The sequence below is a fragment of the Blattabacterium sp. (Cryptocercus punctulatus) str. Cpu genome (assembly GCF_000236405.1).
Lineage (GTDB): Bacteria > Bacteroidota > Bacteroidia > Flavobacteriales > Blattabacteriaceae > Blattabacterium > Blattabacterium punctulatus.
Genome location: NC_016621.1, coordinates 569,252 through 589,332, shown reverse-complemented (window position 1 = coordinate 589,332; position 20,081 = coordinate 569,252). Strand labels below are relative to the sequence as shown.

13 protein-coding genes and 3 tRNA genes are annotated in these 20,081 nt (G+C 21.3%); 15 read left to right on the top strand and 1 reads right to left on the bottom strand.

The window, feature by feature from the left end:
* Positions 1 to 389 precede the first annotated feature (389 nt).
* From BLBCPU_RS02835 to BLBCPU_RS02815, 5 genes are all read left to right on the top strand, one after another.
* On the top strand, positions 390 to 4,238 hold the full coding sequence (locus tag BLBCPU_RS02835; protein WP_167532487.1) for a translocation/assembly module TamB domain-containing protein: 3,849 nt from the start codon (positions 390 to 392) through the stop codon (positions 4,236 to 4,238).
* 306 nt (positions 4,239 to 4,544) lie between these two features.
* Complete coding sequence (locus BLBCPU_RS02830) at positions 4,545 to 5,870, top strand: HDIG domain-containing metalloprotein (RefSeq protein ID WP_254044399.1); 1,326 nt, start codon at positions 4,545 to 4,547, stop codon at positions 5,868 to 5,870.
* Between the two features lie 43 nt (positions 5,871 to 5,913).
* A tRNA-Ser gene (locus BLBCPU_RS02825) sits at positions 5,914 to 5,998 on the top strand.
* A gap of 11 nt (positions 5,999 to 6,009) precedes the next feature.
* Positions 6,010 to 6,084: transfer RNA gene (locus BLBCPU_RS02820), tRNA-Pro, on the top strand.
* A 19-nt stretch (positions 6,085 to 6,103) separates the two neighbouring features.
* Positions 6,104 to 6,177 (top strand) — tRNA-Arg (locus tag BLBCPU_RS02815).
* Positions 6,178 to 6,186: 9 nt separating this feature from the next.
* On the opposite strand, the gene BLBCPU_RS02810 is transcribed toward BLBCPU_RS02815, so the two are convergent.
* A complete protein-coding gene (locus tag BLBCPU_RS02810; protein WP_014246491.1) occupies positions 6,187 to 6,864 on the bottom strand; it encodes an ATP-dependent Clp protease proteolytic subunit in 678 nt (225 codons plus the stop codon).
* A 128-nt stretch (positions 6,865 to 6,992) separates the two neighbouring features.
* Between BLBCPU_RS02810 and BLBCPU_RS02805 the strand changes: the two genes are divergently transcribed.
* From BLBCPU_RS02805 to alaS, 10 genes are all read left to right on the top strand, one after another.
* A complete protein-coding gene (locus BLBCPU_RS02805; protein ID WP_014246490.1) occupies positions 6,993 to 8,468 on the top strand; it encodes a lipopolysaccharide biosynthesis protein in 1,476 nt (491 codons plus the stop codon).
* Between the two features lie 22 nt (positions 8,469 to 8,490).
* Positions 8,491 to 8,895: a deoxyuridine 5'-triphosphate nucleotidohydrolase gene (locus tag BLBCPU_RS02800; protein WP_014246489.1), complete on the top strand. Its 405-nt coding sequence runs from the start codon at positions 8,491 to 8,493 to the stop codon at positions 8,893 to 8,895.
* A gap of 37 nt (positions 8,896 to 8,932) precedes the next feature.
* Complete coding sequence (locus BLBCPU_RS02795; protein ID WP_014246488.1) at positions 8,933 to 9,955, top strand: sugar phosphate nucleotidyltransferase; 1,023 nt, start codon at positions 8,933 to 8,935, stop codon at positions 9,953 to 9,955.
* A 103-nt stretch (positions 9,956 to 10,058) separates the two neighbouring features.
* Positions 10,059 to 10,247, top strand: coding sequence for a twin-arginine translocase TatA/TatE family subunit (locus BLBCPU_RS02790; protein ID WP_014246487.1), 189 nt, complete (start codon positions 10,059 to 10,061; stop codon positions 10,245 to 10,247).
* A gap of 58 nt (positions 10,248 to 10,305) precedes the next feature.
* Positions 10,306 to 11,379: a lytic transglycosylase domain-containing protein gene (locus tag BLBCPU_RS02785; RefSeq protein WP_014246486.1), complete on the top strand. Its 1,074-nt coding sequence runs from the start codon at positions 10,306 to 10,308 to the stop codon at positions 11,377 to 11,379.
* A gap of 69 nt (positions 11,380 to 11,448) precedes the next feature.
* Positions 11,449 to 12,441 carry a recombinase RecA gene (gene recA / locus BLBCPU_RS02780; RefSeq protein WP_014246485.1) on the top strand — a complete coding sequence of 331 codons (993 nt, stop codon included), beginning with the start codon at positions 11,449 to 11,451 and terminating at the stop codon, positions 12,439 to 12,441.
* Positions 12,442 to 12,450: 9 nt separating this feature from the next.
* The gene (locus tag BLBCPU_RS02775; RefSeq protein WP_014246484.1) at positions 12,451 to 13,221 is read left to right on the top strand and encodes an MBL fold metallo-hydrolase; all 771 of its coding nucleotides are present in this window, start codon (positions 12,451 to 12,453) and stop codon (positions 13,219 to 13,221) included.
* 124 nt (positions 13,222 to 13,345) lie between these two features.
* Positions 13,346 to 16,519, top strand: a complete 3,174-nt coding sequence (gene ccsA / locus BLBCPU_RS02770; protein WP_014246483.1) for a cytochrome c biogenesis protein — start codon at positions 13,346 to 13,348, stop codon at positions 16,517 to 16,519.
* Between the two features lie 51 nt (positions 16,520 to 16,570).
* Entirely contained in the window at positions 16,571 to 17,335 is a 765-nt protein-coding gene (locus tag BLBCPU_RS02765; protein WP_041178647.1) for a 1-acyl-sn-glycerol-3-phosphate acyltransferase, read from the top strand.
* A 3-nt stretch (positions 17,336 to 17,338) separates the two neighbouring features.
* Positions 17,339 to 20,014: an alanine--tRNA ligase gene (gene alaS / locus BLBCPU_RS02760; RefSeq protein ID WP_014246481.1), complete on the top strand. Its 2,676-nt coding sequence runs from the start codon at positions 17,339 to 17,341 to the stop codon at positions 20,012 to 20,014.
* Positions 20,015 to 20,081: the final 67 nt, after the last annotated feature.

The following is a 20,081-nucleotide window of genomic DNA, read 5'->3' as shown; positions in this document are numbered from 1 at the left end:
CCTTTTTTTTTATAATAGGAATATTTTTATACTATTTATTATCAAAAACAGAAAATAAAAGAAAAAATAGTTTCTTTTATTTTAGAAAAAGTAAAAAACCATATTAGTGGTAATATTTATGTAAGAAATATAACTTTTAATATTCTTAAAAAAGAATTTTCTTTTCATGATGTAAATATCATAGATCATCATAAATTTTCTTTTGTTCATTTTTCTAAATGTAAAATTTCTATTGAAAATTTATTTCAATATATTTTAATTAATTCAAAATATTTAAATATAGGAAATTTAATTATTGATAATCCAAAGATATTTATTATACAATGATTTTGAATGAAAAAGAAAACAATTTATTTTATCTATTAAAAGAATTTGTAATAAAAAAAAATTTGAGTAAAAATTCTATTGGAATTATTACTTGCTCTAATTTAAAAGTAAAAAATGCTTATTTAACATACGAAAATATAAATTTTAAAAAAAGTTATATAATTAAAAATTTTTTTTGTTGTTTTACATATGATCCCTTAAAATTAAAAATTAAGCATTTTTTTATAAAAACAAATAATAGTTTACTAAAAGGAAAATTTATATTCTATAATAATGGATCCGAAAAATCTTTTTTTTACGAAAAAAATAAGAATATACAAGGTAAAATTTTTGAAGGGTCTAAAATAGGAATAGATTTAATGAGTCTATGTTTTTATACTAAAAAATGGTCTTCCAATTCTATATTTTTTATTCAAGGTATTATAAATGGAAAATTAAATAAAAAACTTACTTTTTCTAAAATTTTGATAAAAAATGTTTATGGAAATCAGATTTTTTCAGATAAAATTAATATTTTCTATTTTAAAAATAAATGGAAAGAAATTCAATTTTTAAAAACTATTCTTCAAATTTCATCTCATGAAATACAAAAATTAACTTTATCAAATTTTGATTTAAAATTTAATTTGATAAAAAATTATTATAAAAATTTTATTTATAGAGGAAACTTGATTATAAAAAAAAGATTTATTAACCTAAATGGAAATATTCAATATAATAATATTAGAGCAAATATATGTAATACTTTTATTCGTGGTAAAGATAACAATCTACAGTACACAGGTGAAATTTTAACAGAAAAAAATAATATATTAAAATTATCAAAAAAAATACCATTTTTTAGTAGGGTTCCATCCGGTTTATGGATTTTTAAATTTAAAGGAATTTATAATAATTTTTTTTTTAAAAAAAAGGCTAATAATAATTTTTACAACTTATTTCCTCCTTTTTTCCCACCTAATTCTGAATCAGAAATAAACTTAAATAGAAAAAAAAATTCATATTTTCAACAACTTTCTATAAAAATAGCTAAATATAAAAATGAAAATAGATTTTTTATAAAAGTATTTTCATTTGAAAATAAATCATTAAAAAAAATTTCTATAAATATATCCGATATAATTATCGGTCATATTTATGGAAATTTTGGATGGAATAATTTATTTAAATCATTCAAAAATGAGATATATTATTTAATTACAAAAAAAAAAATAAAAAATAATTATTTAGTAAAACAATATGCTCATTTTAATTTATTAATTAAAAAATCTTTTTACCAATTTTTTAATCAACAAAAAATAATGAAAATATTATCTGATAATATTCAATTATCAGGATTATTAAAAAATCGGAAAATAAAAATTCATTTTTTTACCAAAAAAATTAAATTAAATGAAATTTTAATAAAAAATATTTCTATTAAGGTAAATTCTTTTTTAAAAGAAAAAATCCAACTATCCCTTGAAAAGATTTTTTTTAAAAATTTTATATTTAAATCTATCGATCTATCTATTTTAGATAGAAAAAATTCTTTATTGATTTCTTCCAACTTTTTTTTCAATTTACAAAAAAAAGAAGTTCAAAAACAAACCATTAATCTAATTTTTAAAAAAATGAATGATCCATGTAAAAAATGTAAGGAAAATAATTCTCTTATTTTTTTTATTATTTCTTCTAAACTAAATATAAATGGATATGATTGGTTTATCGTAAATCATATGAATCAAAATATTGGAACAATAAAAATAGACTTAATAAATTATAGGGGGAGCATTAATAATCTTATGTTATCTTCAACTTCAAAAAAAAAAGAACAAAAAAAAATTGTAATAAATTCCGATTTTATTGAAAAAAATTGTAATAAATTTCAATTTATACTAAAAAATATAGAATTAAAAAAAATAATTCCAAAAAAAAATATAATGATAGATGGGATTATAAATGGGTTTTGTATTTTACAAGAATTTTCAACTATAATTGATTGTATGAAAATAATAATCGAAATTAGGGCTAATGCATCATTGAAAAAAAAAGTTATTGGAGATTTTTATATTGATTCTTACCCATATAAAAATAATTATAAAATTCATGGAATTTTAAAAAAAGCATCTTCTGAACTTTTATTTTTATCTGGAAATATTAATAATGATTTACAAAAAAAATCAAATATTGATTTTAATGTAAATATTCAAAATTTAAATATGAAAGATTTTTCCTTTTTTTGGAAAAAAATTAATTGCGAAGCAAGAGGAATTATTGTAGGGGATATTCAAATTAAAGGATCGTTAGATAATCCTCATTATTTTGGAAAAATAAAAATTAAAAAATTTGGAATAAAAATAAATTCTATCAATACAGATTATGAAATGATAAATACAACTTATATCTATCTTATTAATAATTCTTTTATTTTAAATTCATCTCCTTTTATAGATACAAAATACCATACTAAAGGTTATATAAATGGATTTTTTTTACATAATAATTTTTTTAAATGGAATTTAAATTTATCTATAAATACAAATAAATTGCTTGTTTTAAATACAAACAAAACATGTAATACTTTTTTCTTTGGAAAAATTTTTTCTAATGGACAATTTAAAATAATAAAAAAAGATAAAGATGTAAAAATTTATATGAAAAAAGGAAATATTTTAAATTCTTCTCATTTATATATAAACCCAAAAGGATTAAAATATAAAAAAAATAATTTTATTGAATATATAAAACCTAATAATAAGACAAATTTTAATAAAAATGATATTCCAAAAAATGAAATAAAAAAAGTCGAAAATGATAATAAAGAAAATAAATTTTCTTTAAATATAAAAACATATATAAATAAAAATACCAAAGTTTCAATATTATTAAATAATAATTTAGAAAATTTTATAGAATTTAGAGGACAAGGTCCTTTATTTTTAAAAAAAAATATAGATACAAATATTCAAACCAGTGGAAAATATTTTGTCAAAGACATATTTTATCATTTTTCAAACAAAAAAAAAATTCCAATTTTAAAATTAAAAAAAAGATTTAAAATAAAATCAGGTGGAATGATTACTTGGATCAATAATTTCAATCACTCAAATATTAATTTAACAGCATATTATACTAGATATGTATCTAATGTAATAGATTATTTAGATATTCAAAATTTTTCAAGTACTTATGATCCTATAATAATATATACAAAATTAAAAATGAGTATTTATGGAGATATAAAAAATCCAAATATAAATCTAGATATTTTATTTCCAAATAGTAATGAAGAAATTAAAAAAAAATTATTAAAAAATTTACATTCTTATGAAGAAAAAATATTCAATTTTTTTTCTATTTTAACCTTAGGAAAATTCTTTTTAAAAAATTTTCCAAAAAAGCATTTTTTATCCTCTATTATTTATAATTTATTTTTGAAATATATAGAAAATATTATTTCAGAAATAAGTCCATCATTGAACGTTAACTTTGATTTTATCGAAAGAAAAAAAAATAAATATAGTAGTATCCTTTCTTCAATATATTATGCAATTAATAATCGTATTTCTATAAGAAGTAATATAGAATTTTTTATAAAAAAAATGAAAAAAGAAAAAAGAAGTCTATTTAGAATAAAAGAAATTAAATTAGATTTTAATTTCCATCGTACTAAAAATAGTCACTTAAAATTAAGTATTTTTTCTCGTTCTAATAATAATTTTATTTTTTCTAATTCTAAAAATAAGAAAAATAAAACTAGACATCATGATATTTATCCCCTTTATGGAAATGAAATTATTTATAGAATTTCATCAGATTTTTTATGGAAAAAAATTTATGAATTTTTTTTTATGAAAAAAAATTACATCAAAATAATAAAAAATATATTGAAAAATAAAAAAATATTTTTCCTTCTAGAAATAAGGTAATATCTAAATGATTATTAAGGATTGATTTATATAAAAACAGATAAGATTTTGATAAATACTGATTCTATCTTATCCTTAAATCCTTTTTTTTTCCCAAAAAAAGATATTTTCAAATACCAAATTTTAATAAGGGAAAAAAACTTTTTTTTTATAAAGATCCCTTTTATCCATTTAATTTTTAAAATACTAAAAAATATAAAAAATATTTTATTTTTATATTTTACAATTAGAAAATGGAATAAAATTTATTTCAATAAAATCCAATTTTTCAATAAAAATAATATTATAGATGAATATAAATTCGACATGTTCATTTTTAATAAAAAATATGAATCTAGAATATGGAATAAAAAAAAGTATTATGGTTTAATTATAGGATTATTTTTAATGATAAGTATAATATTAAAGATATTATTTTTATATCTTTTTTATTTTCAAAGTAAAATATTTCAAAATAATAAAAAGATAAATTTTTTAATAATCCATATATTATTGATATTTTTAATAACAATCTTAACTATAAGATATCATTATAAAAAATTATATTTAATACCATTTTGTATTTTTCCTATCAGTATTCGTACCTTTTTTAATATAAATTTAAGCCTTATTATCCATTTAATAACAATTTTATTATTATCCTTAATTACACCAAATAGTTCTGAATTTATTTTTCTTCAAGTTATTACAGGCTTTTTAGTGATTCTAACAACAAAAAAAAATATTTATAAAATAACTAATTTATTTTTTTCAGTAGGTAAAATAATTATTACTTATATAATTACTTTTTGTTCACTTACTCTAATTCGTAAAGGATCCTTAGAAAATATTTCCTTAAATACTTTTTATCTATTTTTTTTGAGTGGAATATTAACTTTATTGGTTCATCCATTAATATTTTTTTTTGAAAAATTATTAAATATTACTTCAGATATTTCATTATTAGAATTTTCTGATATAAATACTCCAATATTAAGATTACTATCTAAAAAAGCACCAGGAACTTTACAACATGTTTTAACTGTTGCAAATATTGCAGAAGAAGCAGCTATTTCTATTGGAGCTAACTCTTTATTAGCAAAAATAGGAGCTATTTATCATGATATTGGAAAAATTTCAAATTCTATATTTTTTATTGAAAATCAATATAATAATACACTTAATCCCCATGAAAATATAAGCCCAAAAGAAAGTGCTAAAATTATATTAGAACATGTTACAATTGGAATTAAATTAGCTAAAAAACATCACTTACCTGATCTCATTATGGATTTCATCCGAACACATCATGGAAATCGTATTATTCATTTTTTTTATGAAAAACAAAAAAAAATATATCCAAATCTGATAATAGATGAAAAACAATTTCAATATTCTGGACCTAAACCATTTTCTAAAGAAATGGCTATTGTTATGATTTGTGATTCTGTTGAAGCTGCTTCCAAAAGCATCAAAAATCCATCTAACAAAGATTTAGAAAATATAGTAGAAAATATTATTAATAAACAAAAAAAAGAAAATCAATTTTCTAATGTAAATATTACTTTTAAAGAAATAGAAAAAATAAAGAAAGTTCTTAAAAAAAAATTGATAAATATTTATCATACTACTAGAATTGAATACCCAATTTAATTTGTTTATTTAATAGATCTACTTTAGATTTGTAAATATTGGAGGAGAATTGCCGGAGTGGTTAACGGAACAGTTTGCTAAACTGTCGGTAAAAAAATACTGCGTGGGTTCGAATCCCACATTCTCCGCTTTTTTTTAACGGGGTATAGCGTAGTTTGGTTATCGCGCCTGGTTTGGGACCAGGAGATCGTAGGTTCAAATCCTGCTACCCCGATTATTGATTTATTAATATAGGTCACGTAGCTCAAATGGATAGAGCAACTGCCTTCTAAGCAGTAGGTCACAGGTTCGAATCCTGTCGTGATCATTTTTTTTATTATATTTTTTTAGCCTTTAGCACTTCGTCAATCATACCATATTCTTTAGCCTCTTCAGAAGTCATCCAATAATCTCTATCTGAATCTTTTTCAATTTTTTCAATTGGAGATCCTGAATGTATAGAAATAATTTCATAAAGTTCTTTTTTTAATTTTAAAATTTCACGAACGGTAATTTCAATATCTGAAGCTTGCCCATGTGTCCCACCTATAGGTTGATGAATCATAATTCTAGAATGTTTTAATCCAGATCTTTTATTTTTTACTCCAGAACAAAGTAAAACAGCGGCCATAGAAGCAGCTACTCCTGTACAAATAGTTGCTACGTCAGGTTCAACAATCTGCATTGTATCATATATTCCTAATCCAGCATGAACATTCCCTCCAGGAGAATTAATATAGATTTGTATATCTTTTGAGGTATCTACCGATTGAAGAAATAACAGTTGTGCCTGTACAATATTAGCTATTTGATCTTCTATTATAGTTCCTAAAAAAATAACACGATCCATCATTAAACGAGAAAAAACATCCATTTGTGCTATATTTAATTTTCGTTCTTCAACAATATATGGAGTCATCATTTTAATATATTGATCTATAAATAAACTATTTATTTTTTGATCTTTTACAGCAAATTTTATAAATTCTTTGGAATTTTTTTTATGATAATTCATTTTTATTTACTTATATAATAAAATATTTTATCAAATTTAATCATAATTACTATCATCTATCCATAGATTAAAAAAAATAATGTAGAACTTATAAAGTCCTTAAATTTTGATAAAAAAGTTTTGAATTTGTGTATAAAAAAAAATTATTGATTCAAACCATCATCTATTCTATAGGATTTCTTTTCCCAAAGATTATGAATTATGCTTTTCTAAAATTTTTTACTAAATATTTAAAAAGAGAAGAGTTTTCACTTTATACAGATATGTATGCCTTATCCTTTTTAGTTATAGGATTTCTTTCTTTTGGATTAGAAAATACTTATTTTAGATTTTTATCCAAAAAGAATAATAATAAGGAAGTAATTTTTTCAACAATCGTTATTATTCAATTTTTTATTACCTCTTTTTTTTTAATACTTTCTGTAAATTCAATAAAATACTTAATTTCTATTACTGGATATAAAAATCATCCAGAATATTTTTTCATGTTTTTTTTAATTATATTTTTTGATACTATTTGTATTCTTCCTATGGCTTGGATTCGTGCTAATGAAATGTCTTTAAGATATACTACTATAAATGTTATAAATATATTAGTACAATCTATTTTTATAATATATATGTTTTCTTTTTATAGATCATTAAAAATGATTTTCTTTATCCCTAAATTTTATTCTTACATTTTTGAATGGATTAATTCTTTTACAGATAAAATAGGATACATATTTTTTGCAAATATGATTGCTTCTTTAAGTAATTTTATTTTAATTATTCCTATTTTTTTAAGGAAAGTTAGTATAAAAAAGTTTAATAAGATTTTAGCTAAAGAAATGTTAAATTATGGAATTCCTATTATGTTAGGAACTATAGCTTTTTCTATTAATGAAAATCTTGATAAAATATTAATTAAAAGATGGCTTTCCGATGAAATAAATGGATCTTATTCCGCTTGTTACAAAATAGCTTCTTTTATGAATTTATATATTCGTGCATTTCGATTGGGAATCGAACCTTTTTTTTTTAAAAAATCCGAAGATGCTGATGCAAAATATTATTACGAAGAGATTATTTATATATTTATTATACTAGGTTTAATATTTTACGTATTAATATGTGGAAATATTACCATTATCATAGATTTTTTAATCGATAAAAAATATCATCTGGCAATATCTATTATCCCAATAGTAATGATGGGAAATTTATTTTTAGGAATCTATACAAATCTATCCATTTTTTATAAAATTATAGATAAACCGATTATTGGAACTTATATATCCTTAATAGGTGTATTTATTACAATTTTATTTAATATAACATTTATATCAATTCCTAATAGTAGTTTTATGATACCAGCTTGGGGGACTATAACTTCTTATGGAAGTATGGTATTAGTTCTATATTTTTGGAGTAAAAAAAATTTTTTTAAATTTTATAATACAAAAATATGGAATATTATTCTTCATTTATTATTTGCTTTTTTATTAGTTTTATATATAATTAATAATAAAAATAGGATAGAAATTAATTTTTTTTTACAGTTTTTATATATAATTATTGTTTTTTTATTCGAAAAAAATAATTTTTTTTCTAAATTGAAATAAAAAAATAAAAAAAAGGAATATTTTGTATACAAAAAGTTATCCATCAACATCTATTTTAAAAGCAAATATTCAAGATTCCGTTTCCATATTTTTTTTGGAAAGAAAGTTAATTTCAACGGGTTTTTATTTCAATTTTTATAAAAATTTTAAAAAAGATTTTTTTATAAAAAAAAAATTCATTGATCCTGTAACTATTTGTATAATCCATATTTTAAATAAAAAAAAAATAAAAAAAAAATATTCCCAATATTATAAAGAATTAAAAATAATTATAATAAATATTTCTTTAAAAAAGATTTTAATTCAACCTAACGAAAAAATTGCCATTATAAATATTTATCCAGAAATAAAAATAAAATGGAAAAAATATTTTATTTTAAATAAAAGTAAAAGAGGATATAATAGTTTTGGAAGTACCGGAATATAAAATTTTGGATATATAAATTATTAATTTATTTCAGTTTATGAAAATCATAATTCCTATGGCAGGTGAAGGATCCCGTCTTCGTCCCCATACTCTAATCACCCCTAAACCTTTGATCCAAATATTAGGAAAGCCAATTTTGAAAAGATTACTTGAAAGTTTATTTAAATCTATTGAAATTCTTTCAATAAAAGAAATAGTTTTTATTATAGGAAAAGTAGGAAAAAAAATAGAAAAACAATTAATAAAAATATCTAATGATATAGGATTTCACAAAATTGTGATATACTATCAAGAAAAACCATTAGGGACTGCTGATGCTCTTATTAAAGCAAAAAATTCTTTAATAGGACCTATCATTATTGCTTTTTCCGATACTTTATTTTACAATGATGATTTTAAAATTATAAAAAATACAAAAATAGAAAATATTATATGGACAAAAAAGGTTAAAAACCCAAATTTATTCGGAATTGTAGAAAGTGATCCATCCGGAATAATTACTCGGTTTATAGAAAAACCAAAAAATAACGTATCTAATTTGGCTATTATTGGTTTTTATTATTTTAAAAATAGTTCTTTCTTGAAAAAAGAATTACAATATATACTAGATCATAATATTAAAAATAAGCAAGAATATCAATTGACTTCTGCATTAGAAAATATGAGAAAAAAAGGAATTAGATTTACTAGTAAACAAGTTCAGGTATGGATGGATTTTGGAAATAAAAAAAGAACTATATCCTCTAATTCAAAAATATTATCTATTGAATCTAAAAAATCAGAATTAATTCATGAAAAAACAATTATAAAAAATAGTTTCATTATAAGACCTTGTTTTATAGGAGAGAATACAATAATTGAAAATAGTATTATTGGACCTTATGTTTCAATAGGAAAATTCACAAAAATAAAGAACAGTAATATAAAAAAATCTTTAATACAAGATTATACAATAATACAAAATGTAAATATTTACAATTCTATAATTGGTAGTTATACATCTTATATAGAAATGCCAAAAAAAGTAAATTTAGGAGATCATTCTATTTTAAATTTTTAGTTTTTTATTTATATAAAAAAAAATAAATAACTAAAATATAATTAACATAATAAAAAATAAAAATTTCATAATTTTTTTTATATTTGAGTAAAATTTCCATTCAATGGATTTATTTTTTATTTTTTTTATATTACTTGGAACATTTGGAACCACGGAAATTGTGGTTATTGTAATTCTTGCACTTTTACTTTTCGGTGGTAAAAAGATACCAGAATTAATGAGAGGATTAGGGACCGGGTTAAAAGAGTTCAAAAAAGCTTCTGAAAACGAAAATCCTACAGAAGAAAAATAGAAATTTTTTCATTTTCTATTTTTTTTATTAACACTTTTTTTTAATTAATAATTAATGAATGAAAAAGATAAGAAATATTATGTTTTTTATGCTCATCTTAAAAAGTCTGATTATACAATCAGTATCAAAATCATTTATTGAACAGAAAAGTAAAATAAATTATAATAAAAGTATACCTATTCAAAAATTTGATATAAATCATATATATATAGATAATTTATGGAAAAAAAATATTTGGAATCCAAAAAAAATATTTTTTTGGAAAAAAAAAATTACTCACAAAATAATAAAAAAAACTCTTATTATTACTAATATAGATGCAAATGAATTAAGATCTAGAATCAATAATCTAAATCAAAAATCTCAAATAAAAATACTTAAATATAATACAATAATACATGCATCTGTAGAAAGTTATCTTCGTATGGGAAAATATATAGGAAAAATTATTTCCTTATCTAATTTTTATTTTCCTATGTTTGAGGAAAAATTAGAAAAATATCGTATACCAAAAGAATTAAAATATATTGCCATTATAGAATCTAATCTAAACCCTACCATTACATCTAAATCTGGAGCTCAAGGAATTTGGCAATTTATGCCTAAAACTGGAAAAATATACAATCTACATATTAATAATATTTATGATGAAAGAAATGATCCATTTAAATCTACAGAAGCGGCATGTCGATATTTTAAATATTTATATAATAAAATTGGAAATTGGGAATTAGTTTTAGCTGCCTATAATGCTGGTCCAAGTACCATAGATAAAATAATCCGACTTCATAATAAAAAAGATTTTTGGAGTTTATGGAATTTTTTTCCGAAAGAAACCAAAAATTATATTCCAAAATTTATTGCTATTAATTATATAATGAATTATTATAAAGAACATAATATACAACAACCCTTATATTCTCATTTTCGTATTAGATTTAATGATACCGTATTAATTCCAATAAAAGAAAAAATTTCTTTGAAAAGTTTTTCTTCCGAATTCAATATTTCTTATAAAGATTTAATGTTTTTAAATCCACAATATCTTGTAGATATTATTACTCCTGAAAATGGAGATAAATATTTTTTAAGATTACCAAAAGGTAAAATTTCTATTTTAAAAGAAAAATAATAAAAAATAATAATTAATAATAAATGGATAAATTTTTTATATCGAATTTTATTTTATTTATACAAGATTATGAATGAAAAATTTGAACAAAAAAAAAGATCTTTAAGACTTGTATTAGATAAAATGGATAAAATTTATGGTAAAGGAACAGTAATGCGGATGGGAGATACACGTATAGAAAATTTAGAAATTATTTCTTCTGGATCTCTTAGTTTAGATATAGCATTAGGTATAAAAGGATTTCCTAAAGGTCGTATTATAGAAATATTTGGACCAGAATCTTCTGGAAAAACTACTTTAGCATTACATGCTATTAGTCAATCACAAAAAATTGGTGGATTTGCAGGATTTATCGATGCAGAACACGCTTTTGATTGTGTTTATGCTAAAAAAATTGGTGTAGATATCGAAGAATTAATTATTTCTCAACCAGATAATGGAGAACAAGCTCTTGAAATAGTGGATAATTTAATAAGATCAAGGATCATTGATATGATAGTTGTAGATTCAGTAGCTGCTTTAACTCCGAAAAGTGAAATTGAAGGAGAAATGGGAGAGTCTAAAATTGGCCTACAAGCAAGATTGATGTCACAAGCTTTGAGAAAGCTAACTTCTAGTATAGGAAAATCTAAGAGTATACTGATATTTATTAATCAATTAAGAGAAAAAATTGGAGTTTATGGTAATCCTGAAGTAACTACTGGAGGGAATGCTTTAAAATTTTATTCCTCTATACGTTTGGATATTCGAAAAGGAATTCAAATTAAGAATGGAGAAAATATTTTAGGAAATAGAACAAAAGTAAAAGTTGTAAAAAATAAACTTTCCCCTCCATTTAAAATTGCTGAATTTGATATTATGTATGGAGAAGGTATTTCAAATATAGGAGAAATTCTTGATATAGGAGTTAATTTAGGTATTATTAAGAAAAATGGATCTTGGTTTCATTATGGAGATATAAAATTAGGTCAAGGAAGAGATTCTGTAAAAGAATTTTTAAAAGAAAAAAAAAATATTAGAAATGAAATGAAAAAAAATATAATTAATCAGCATTTTCAATAGTAAAAATATATGAAAATTACTTTTTTAGGAACTGGTACATCACAGGGGATCCCTATCATTGGATCTAAGCATCCAGTATGTTTATCAAATAATTTAAAAGATAAAAGACTTCGAAGTTCTATTCTTATTGAAAAGGATAACAAATCATTTTTGATAGATTGTAGCCCTGATTTTCGTTATCAAATGTTAAGAATTAATCATGAAAAATTGGATGCAATTTTTATTACCCATGAACATCATGATCATATAGGAGGATTGGACGAAATAAGATCTATTAATTTTAAAATGAAAAAAACAATTCCAGTTTATGGATTACATCGTGTATTAGAAAATTTAAAAAAAAGATTTTACTATATTTTTTCAAAAAATCAAAATTTAAATACTTCCAAAATTTCTATTTATGAGTTGGATAATTATATGGATTTTTTTGTAATAGATTATTTGAAAATAATTCCTTTAGATATATGGCATGGTACACTTCCTATTTTAGGATTTCGGATAGAAAATTTTGCCTATATAACAGATGCAAGTAGTATCCCTATTCATACTATTAAAAAATTAATGGGGTTGAATATTTTAGTTGTAAATATTTTAAGAAAAAAAACAAAAAATCCATATAATTTTACATTATCTGAATCATTGGAAATGATACAAAAAATCGGATCTAAAAAAACTTATTTTACACATATAAGTCCCTTTTTTGGATTTCACAATGAAATTCAGATTCAATTACCTAAAAATGTTTATTTAGCTCATGATGGATTGAATATAACTATATAATTTTTATCCATTTTTATTTTTTATAAATCTATTATAATGTAGATCTATTTTAGAGAAATAAAAGTTCCGACATTATAACTATATTATAATTTTTTTAAAAAAAATATTAAATAGATATATCCGTATGCGAACGTTAAAAAAATTGCTTTTTTCCACAAAAATTACTTCTTTTTTATTTTTATTTTTAGCCTTATCTATGGCAATAGCCACTTTTTTAGAAAAGAAATATTCTACAGATATAGCAAAAATATATATTTATGAATCTACTTGGTTTGAAACCATGATGATTTTAATTATAATAAATCTAATAGGAAATATATGGAAATATAAATTTTGGAATAAAAAAAAATTTCCTTTATTAATTTTTCATATATCATTTGTATTTATTTTTATTGGAGGAATTATTTCTAGGTACTATAGTTTTGAAGGAATGATGTCCTTAAGAGAAGGAGATATTAATAGAAAAATTAGTTCTAGAAAAAATTATATAAAATTGAAAATACATAAAGGGATCAATACAATGGTTTATAATGATCCTTATATTTTATCTTCTTTTCATCATAGATATAAAGGAAAATTTTTTTTTGAAGGTAATTTATTAAAAGTAAATATTATAAAATATATTCCATGTGCAAAAACTTTTCTTTCGAAAAGAAATACGAAAGAAAAAATTATAAAAATAGTTTCAACTAATCAACAAGGAAGAATAGAAAATTTCCTTAAAAATGGAAAAATAATAAAAATAAATGGATTTTTATTTTCTCTTAATAAGGATATTCCTTTTGGAATTCAAATTTTTGAAAAAAATAATAAACTTTATGTAAAATCTTCTTTTTTCGGAAAAAGGATAAATATGATTAATAAAAAAATTACATTTTTATCCAAAAATACTATTACACCTCTCAAAGTAAAAAGTTTTTATCAAATAGAAAATAAAAAAAACATAGTTCAATGGGTTATTCCTGAAGGAATTGTAAAAGGAAAATTAGAATATATTAATTCCTGTAATGATGATAAAAAAAATGATAATTTATTAGACGCCATTACGGCTAAAATATCGTTTCAAAATCAATATAAATTGGTAACTTTTTTAGGAGGAAAAAATAAAATGGAGATGAGTGAACCTATATTTTTTAATAATCACCAAATTTCCATTGGATATGGATCGATATTTTTGAATCTTCCTTTTTTTTTAAGGTTAAATAAGTTTAAGGTAGAAAATTATCCAGGTTCTGAATTTCCATCTTTTTTTATTAGTAATATAACTTTAATAGATAAAGAAAAAAAGAAAAATTATTTTATTTATATGAATCATGTTCTAAATTATAAAGGATATAGATTTTTCCAATCTGGATATGATCCAGATAAAAAAGGTACTCATTTTTCTGTAAATAATGATTATTTAGGTACTAATTTTTCTTATTTTGGGTATTTTTTGATGAGTATAGGAATGTTTCTGACTTTATTTTGGAAAGGAACTAGATTTAGTTTTCTTAAAAGTAAATTAAAAGATTTATCTAAAATTTCTGTATTCTTTATTTTTTTTTCATTAATTAATAGCAATTTTATTTTCTCTCATATTCATGAATTTAAAAAATTCAAAAAAAATTCTTTAAAAAAAATTTCTTATAATATTCATATTTCTAAAAAACATGGAGATAATTTTGGACATTTATTAGTACAAGATAATAAAGGAAGAATAAAACCAATACATACTATGGCATTAGACCTTCTTCGGAAGGTACATAAAAAAAATAATTTAGGAATTTTAGATGCTAATCAATGGTTTATTTCTATACATCATAATAATATTTTTTGGACAAAAATTCCTTTTATTAAAGTGGATAAAAGAGGTGGCCCTGAATTTTTAATTCAAACAAAAGCCAATAAAGATGGTTATGTATCTATGATAGATCTTTATACTTTAGATTCAAAAACATCAAAATTAAAATTTAATTTACAAAAAGATTATGAAAATGCTTTTTCTAAAAGTCCCATTCAAAGAAATGAATATGATAAAGCAGTTATTGCTCTTAGTGAACGTGTAGGAATTATTCATGGAATTTTTCAAGGTAAATATTTACGTATTTTTCCTATTCCAAACGATATAAATAATACATGGTCTAGTTGGATAATTCCAAATACTAATCGTTTAAATCCAATTGGATTATTGATGTTAAATAATTATTTTAAATCTTTATTTAATGCACAAAATGAACAAGATTGGAATATTTCGGATAATGAAATAAAAAAAATACAATTGTATCAATTTAAAATTTCTAAATCTATTTTACCTTCAAAAAGAAAAATAGATTTAGAAATTTTTTATAATAAATTAAATATTTTTTACTGTTTGCCTTTTTTTTATTCCGTTATTGGAATAATAATTCTTATAAGTACTTTTATAAAAATTTTTTTTGAAAGAAAATATATATTTTGGATCTATAAAATTTTCATTTCATTTTTATTCGTTCTATTTATTTTTGAATCTTTAGGTTTAATTTTAAGGTGGTATATTTCTGGTCATGCTCCCTGGAGTAATGGGTATGAATCCTCAATTTTTATTAGTTGGTGTTTGGTAGGTATAGGTTTAATATTTTATAAAAATCAATTTGTACCAGGAATTACCGCATTAATTTCCTCGATTTTATTGATTATAGCCGCACATAGTGATACTATGGATCCAGAAATTACTAATTTAGTCCCAGTTTTAAAATCTCATTGGTTGATAATACATGTAGCTATTATCACATCAAGCTATGGATTTTTTTTAACAGGATCCTTTTTAGGATTTTTAGTTCTTATTTTATATATTCTTTTAAAATATAATTCTAACAAAAAATATAAGAAAAAAATTAAAATTCATATCAATAAATTAACTATTATTAATGAAATGAGCCTTACTATAGGACTTTTTCTATTAACTATAGGAACTTTTTTAGGATCTATTTGGGCTAATAGTAGTTGGGGCCGTTATTGGAGTTGGGATCCAAAAGAAACTTGGGCATTCATTAGTATAATGATATATGCTTTTGTATTACATATTCGTCTAATACCAGGAATTAAAGGATTATTTTTTTTTAATTTTTCCAGTATATTATCCATAAGTTCTATTATTATGACTTATTTTGGAGTAAATTATTATCTTTCTGGATTACATTCTTATGCTAGAGGAGAACCTATTTCTATTCCTTATTGGATTTATTATAGTTTACTAATTTTAGGTTTTATTTCTCTTTTATCATATTATTCATATTATTCGGAGAATTTTAATGAAAAAATAACGGAAAAAAAATAGATAAGTAATATTCCTAATTTTATATATTTTTTGTATAAAAAAAAAAAAAAATTGAAAAAAAAGGAGGGTACTCTATTTAGAGATGCGTTTGGAAATTTTCATTTCGTAAAACGTTTTTTAATTTTCACCTTTGGTTGTATTTCTTACAATCGTTATAATGGATTTAATCAATTAAAATTAAAAGGTACAGAATATATTAAAGATCTTCCTGATAAAAGAGTTCTTTTTGTATCTAATCATCAAACATATTTTGCAGATGTTTTTGCTATGTTTCATGTTTTTTGTAGTGTAAAAAATGGATTTATAAATACGATAAAAAATCCTATTTACCTTTTAAATCCAAAAATTAATCTATACTATCTAGCTGCTAAAGAAACAATAAATAAAGGAATACTTACAAAATTATTTACTTATTCAGGAGCTATTACTGTAAAAAGAACATGGAGAGAGGGTAAAAAAAAAGTAAACAGATCAGTAGATCTATCTGAAATTACTCGTATGGGAATTGCTTTAAATGATGGATGGTTAATTACTTTTCCTCAAGGAACTACTAAAGAATTTGCTCCTGGACGTAGAGGGATTGTTCATGTTATAAGAAAATTTAATCCTATTGTAGTTCCTATTGTTATAGATGGATTTCAAAAAGCCTATGATAAAAAAGGAATTAAAATTAAAAAAAAAGGAGTTTTACAAAAAATGATTTTTAAAAAACCTATTAAATTGGATTTAAATAACGATACTACAAATATAATTATGGAAAAAATTATGGATTCTATAGAACAATCTCCTAAATATTACAAAAGAACAAAAAATTAAATTATGAAATATCAATATATAAGAGATATTTTCCTTGATTTTTTTCAAAAAAAAAAACACAAAATAATTCCTTCTTTTCCTATTTATTTAAGAGATGATCCTACTCTTTTTTTTATTAATGCTGGCATGAATCCTTTCAAGGATTATTTTTTAGGATATAAAAAACCGGAATTTCAAAGAATCGTTAATATTCAAAGATGTCTTAGAGTTTCAGGTAAACATAACGATTTAGAAAATGTAGGATATGATAATTATCATCATACTATGTTTGAAATGTTAGGAAATTGGTCTTTTGGAGATTATTCTAGAAAAGAAACTATAGAATGGGCTTGGGAATTATTAATCCAAAAATATAACATTCCAAAAAAAAATATTTATATATCCATTTTTATTGGAGATGAAAAAGATGGATTATCCATGGATAAAGAAACATATCAATATTGGAAATCATTAACAAGTAAAAATAATATCCTTTTTTTTGGAAAAAAAGAAAATTTTTGGGAGATGGGTACTACAGGACCTTGTGGTCCTTGTTCTGAAATTCATATTGATTTTCGTAATGAAGAAGAAAAAAATAGATTACCAGGAAAATATCTGATTAATAAAGGACATCCTAAGATGATAGAAATTTGGAATTTAGTTTTTATAGAATTTTTTCGAAAATTAGATGGATCCTTAGATAGATTATCTACAAAACATGTAGATGCAGGGATGGGATTAGAAAGATTATGTATGGTTTTACAGGGAAAATTATCTAGTTATGATACGGATATATTTTTTCCAATCATTAGAGATATAAAAGATTCTTTAGGAAAGATTTATAAAGAAGAATTTTATCAAGATGTATCTATACGGATTATAGCAGATCACTTAAGAGCTCTAGTTGTTTCTATTTACGATGGTCAATTACCATCAAATACTGGATCTGGTTATGTTATAAGAAGAATTTTAAGAAGATCCATTATTTATGCCACCCGATTTTTATATAAAAAAAAGCCTTTTCTTTACCAAATTGTGGAATCTTTAGTAAGAGAAATGAAAATATTTTTTCCTGAATTGGAAAATAGAAAAGAATACATTAAACATGTAATTGAAGAAGAAGAGACCTCTTTTTTTAGAGTAATTGAAAAAGGATATGAACGATTTCATCACTTAATCATAAAAACTAAAGAAAAAAATAAAAAAATTATTGATGGAAAAAGTATTTTTCAATTGTATGATACTTATGGATTCCCCATAAAATTATCTAGAATATTGGCTAAAAAAAATGATTTTTCTATAGATGAAAAATCATTTCAAAAAGAATTATTAAAACAAAAAGAAAAATCTAAAAAAGATAATAATACACTCATTAAAAGTGATTGGATAAAAATTAATAATAATCAATTTAAATACGAAAATGAAAATTTTATAGGATATGATTTTTTAAAATCTGAAATTATGATTTTAAAATATCGAAAGGTAGAAAATCAATCAGTAAAAAAAAGAAAAGATTTTTATTACGAATTAGTTTTTTCCAAAACTCCTTTTTATCCTGAAGGAGGTGGACAATTAGGGGATAATGGTTTTATAAAAAATAAAATAGATAAAATTTTTATTGAAAATACAATAAAAGAAAATTATGTTATTTTACATATTGTTCGAAAACTTCCTTTAAATATTGATTCCTTTTTTCAAGCAATAGTAAATAAAAATAGAAGAATAGAAATTGAAAAAAATCACACAGCTACTCATTTATTACATTTTGCATTAAAAAAAGTTTTTGGGGAACATATTCAACAAAAAGGATCTTCTATTAGAGAAGATTATTTACGTTTTGATTTTTCACATTATAAAAAAATAACTACAGAAGAATTAAATAAAATAGAAAAATTGGTTCAAGAATTAATTTTTTCTAATCTTATTTTAGAAGAAAAAAGATCTTTTCCATTAAAAGAAGCAATAAAAAAAGGTTGTTTAGGAATATTTCATGAAAAATATAAAGAAAAAGTACGTGTAATAACGTTTGGAGATTCTTCTGAATTATGTCTTGGAACACATGTAAAATGTACTGGATTAATTCAAGTTTTTGAAATTTTATCAGAATCTTCTATATCGTATGGAATACGTAGGATAAAGGCTATAACTTCAAAAAAAGCTATTCAATATTTAAAATCTATTCATTTTCAATATAAATCATTAAAAAAAATTCTGAAATATCCAGAATCTCCGATAAAAAGTTTTCTTAGTTTAAAAATAGAAAATAAAAAATTAAAACAAAAAATTGAAAAAAACTATTTACAGAAAATTAAAATTTTAAAAAAAGAGTTTTTATTAAAAGCTATCCAATTACCTTTTATCACATATATATGCGATATTTCTAATGAAAATAGAACATTAAAAATCCACCTTGTTAAGAAAATTGTTTTAGATTTACGAAATGAAGTATCGAATTTATTTATGGTAATAAGTTTTATACAAAATAATAAAATTATTATTTTTATCTCTATTTCTGATTCTGTTATCAAAAATAAAAATATTCATGCTCATAAAATTATCCGTAAAATGTCGGATTATATCCATGGAAAATATTGGGGTAAATCTTTTTTTTCTATGGCAATAGGTCTAAATATAGACGGATTAAGTTTAGTTTTGAAAGAAACGAAAGAATATTTAAAATTTTTAAAAAATGAGGATTAAATTTATTTTTGAGAGATTTTTTTAATTTGTTTAAATTTGATAAATTTTTTTAGATAAAAATTTTCAT

Bases quoted from the DNA above. Each gene is read 5' to 3' on its own strand.
- BLBCPU_RS02830 (WP_254044399.1), top strand. From the start codon at position 4,545: ATGTTCATTTTTAATAAAAAATATGAATCTAGAATATGGAATAAAAAA.
- BLBCPU_RS02810 (WP_014246491.1), bottom strand. From the start codon at position 6,864: ATGAATTATCATAAAAAAAATTCCAAAGAATTTATAAAATTTGCTGTA.
- BLBCPU_RS02795 (WP_014246488.1), top strand. From the start codon at position 8,933: ATGAAAATCATAATTCCTATGGCAGGTGAAGGATCCCGTCTTCGTCCC.
- BLBCPU_RS02790 (WP_014246487.1), top strand. From the start codon at position 10,059: ATGGATTTATTTTTTATTTTTTTTATATTACTTGGAACATTTGGAACC.
- BLBCPU_RS02785 (WP_014246486.1), top strand. From the start codon at position 10,306: ATGAAAAAGATAAGAAATATTATGTTTTTTATGCTCATCTTAAAAAGT.
- recA (WP_014246485.1), top strand. From the start codon at position 11,449: ATGAATGAAAAATTTGAACAAAAAAAAAGATCTTTAAGACTTGTATTA.
- BLBCPU_RS02775 (WP_014246484.1), top strand. From the start codon at position 12,451: ATGAAAATTACTTTTTTAGGAACTGGTACATCACAGGGGATCCCTATC.
- ccsA (WP_014246483.1), top strand. From the start codon at position 13,346: ATGCGAACGTTAAAAAAATTGCTTTTTTCCACAAAAATTACTTCTTTT.
- alaS (WP_014246481.1), top strand. From the start codon at position 17,339: ATGAAATATCAATATATAAGAGATATTTTCCTTGATTTTTTTCAAAAA.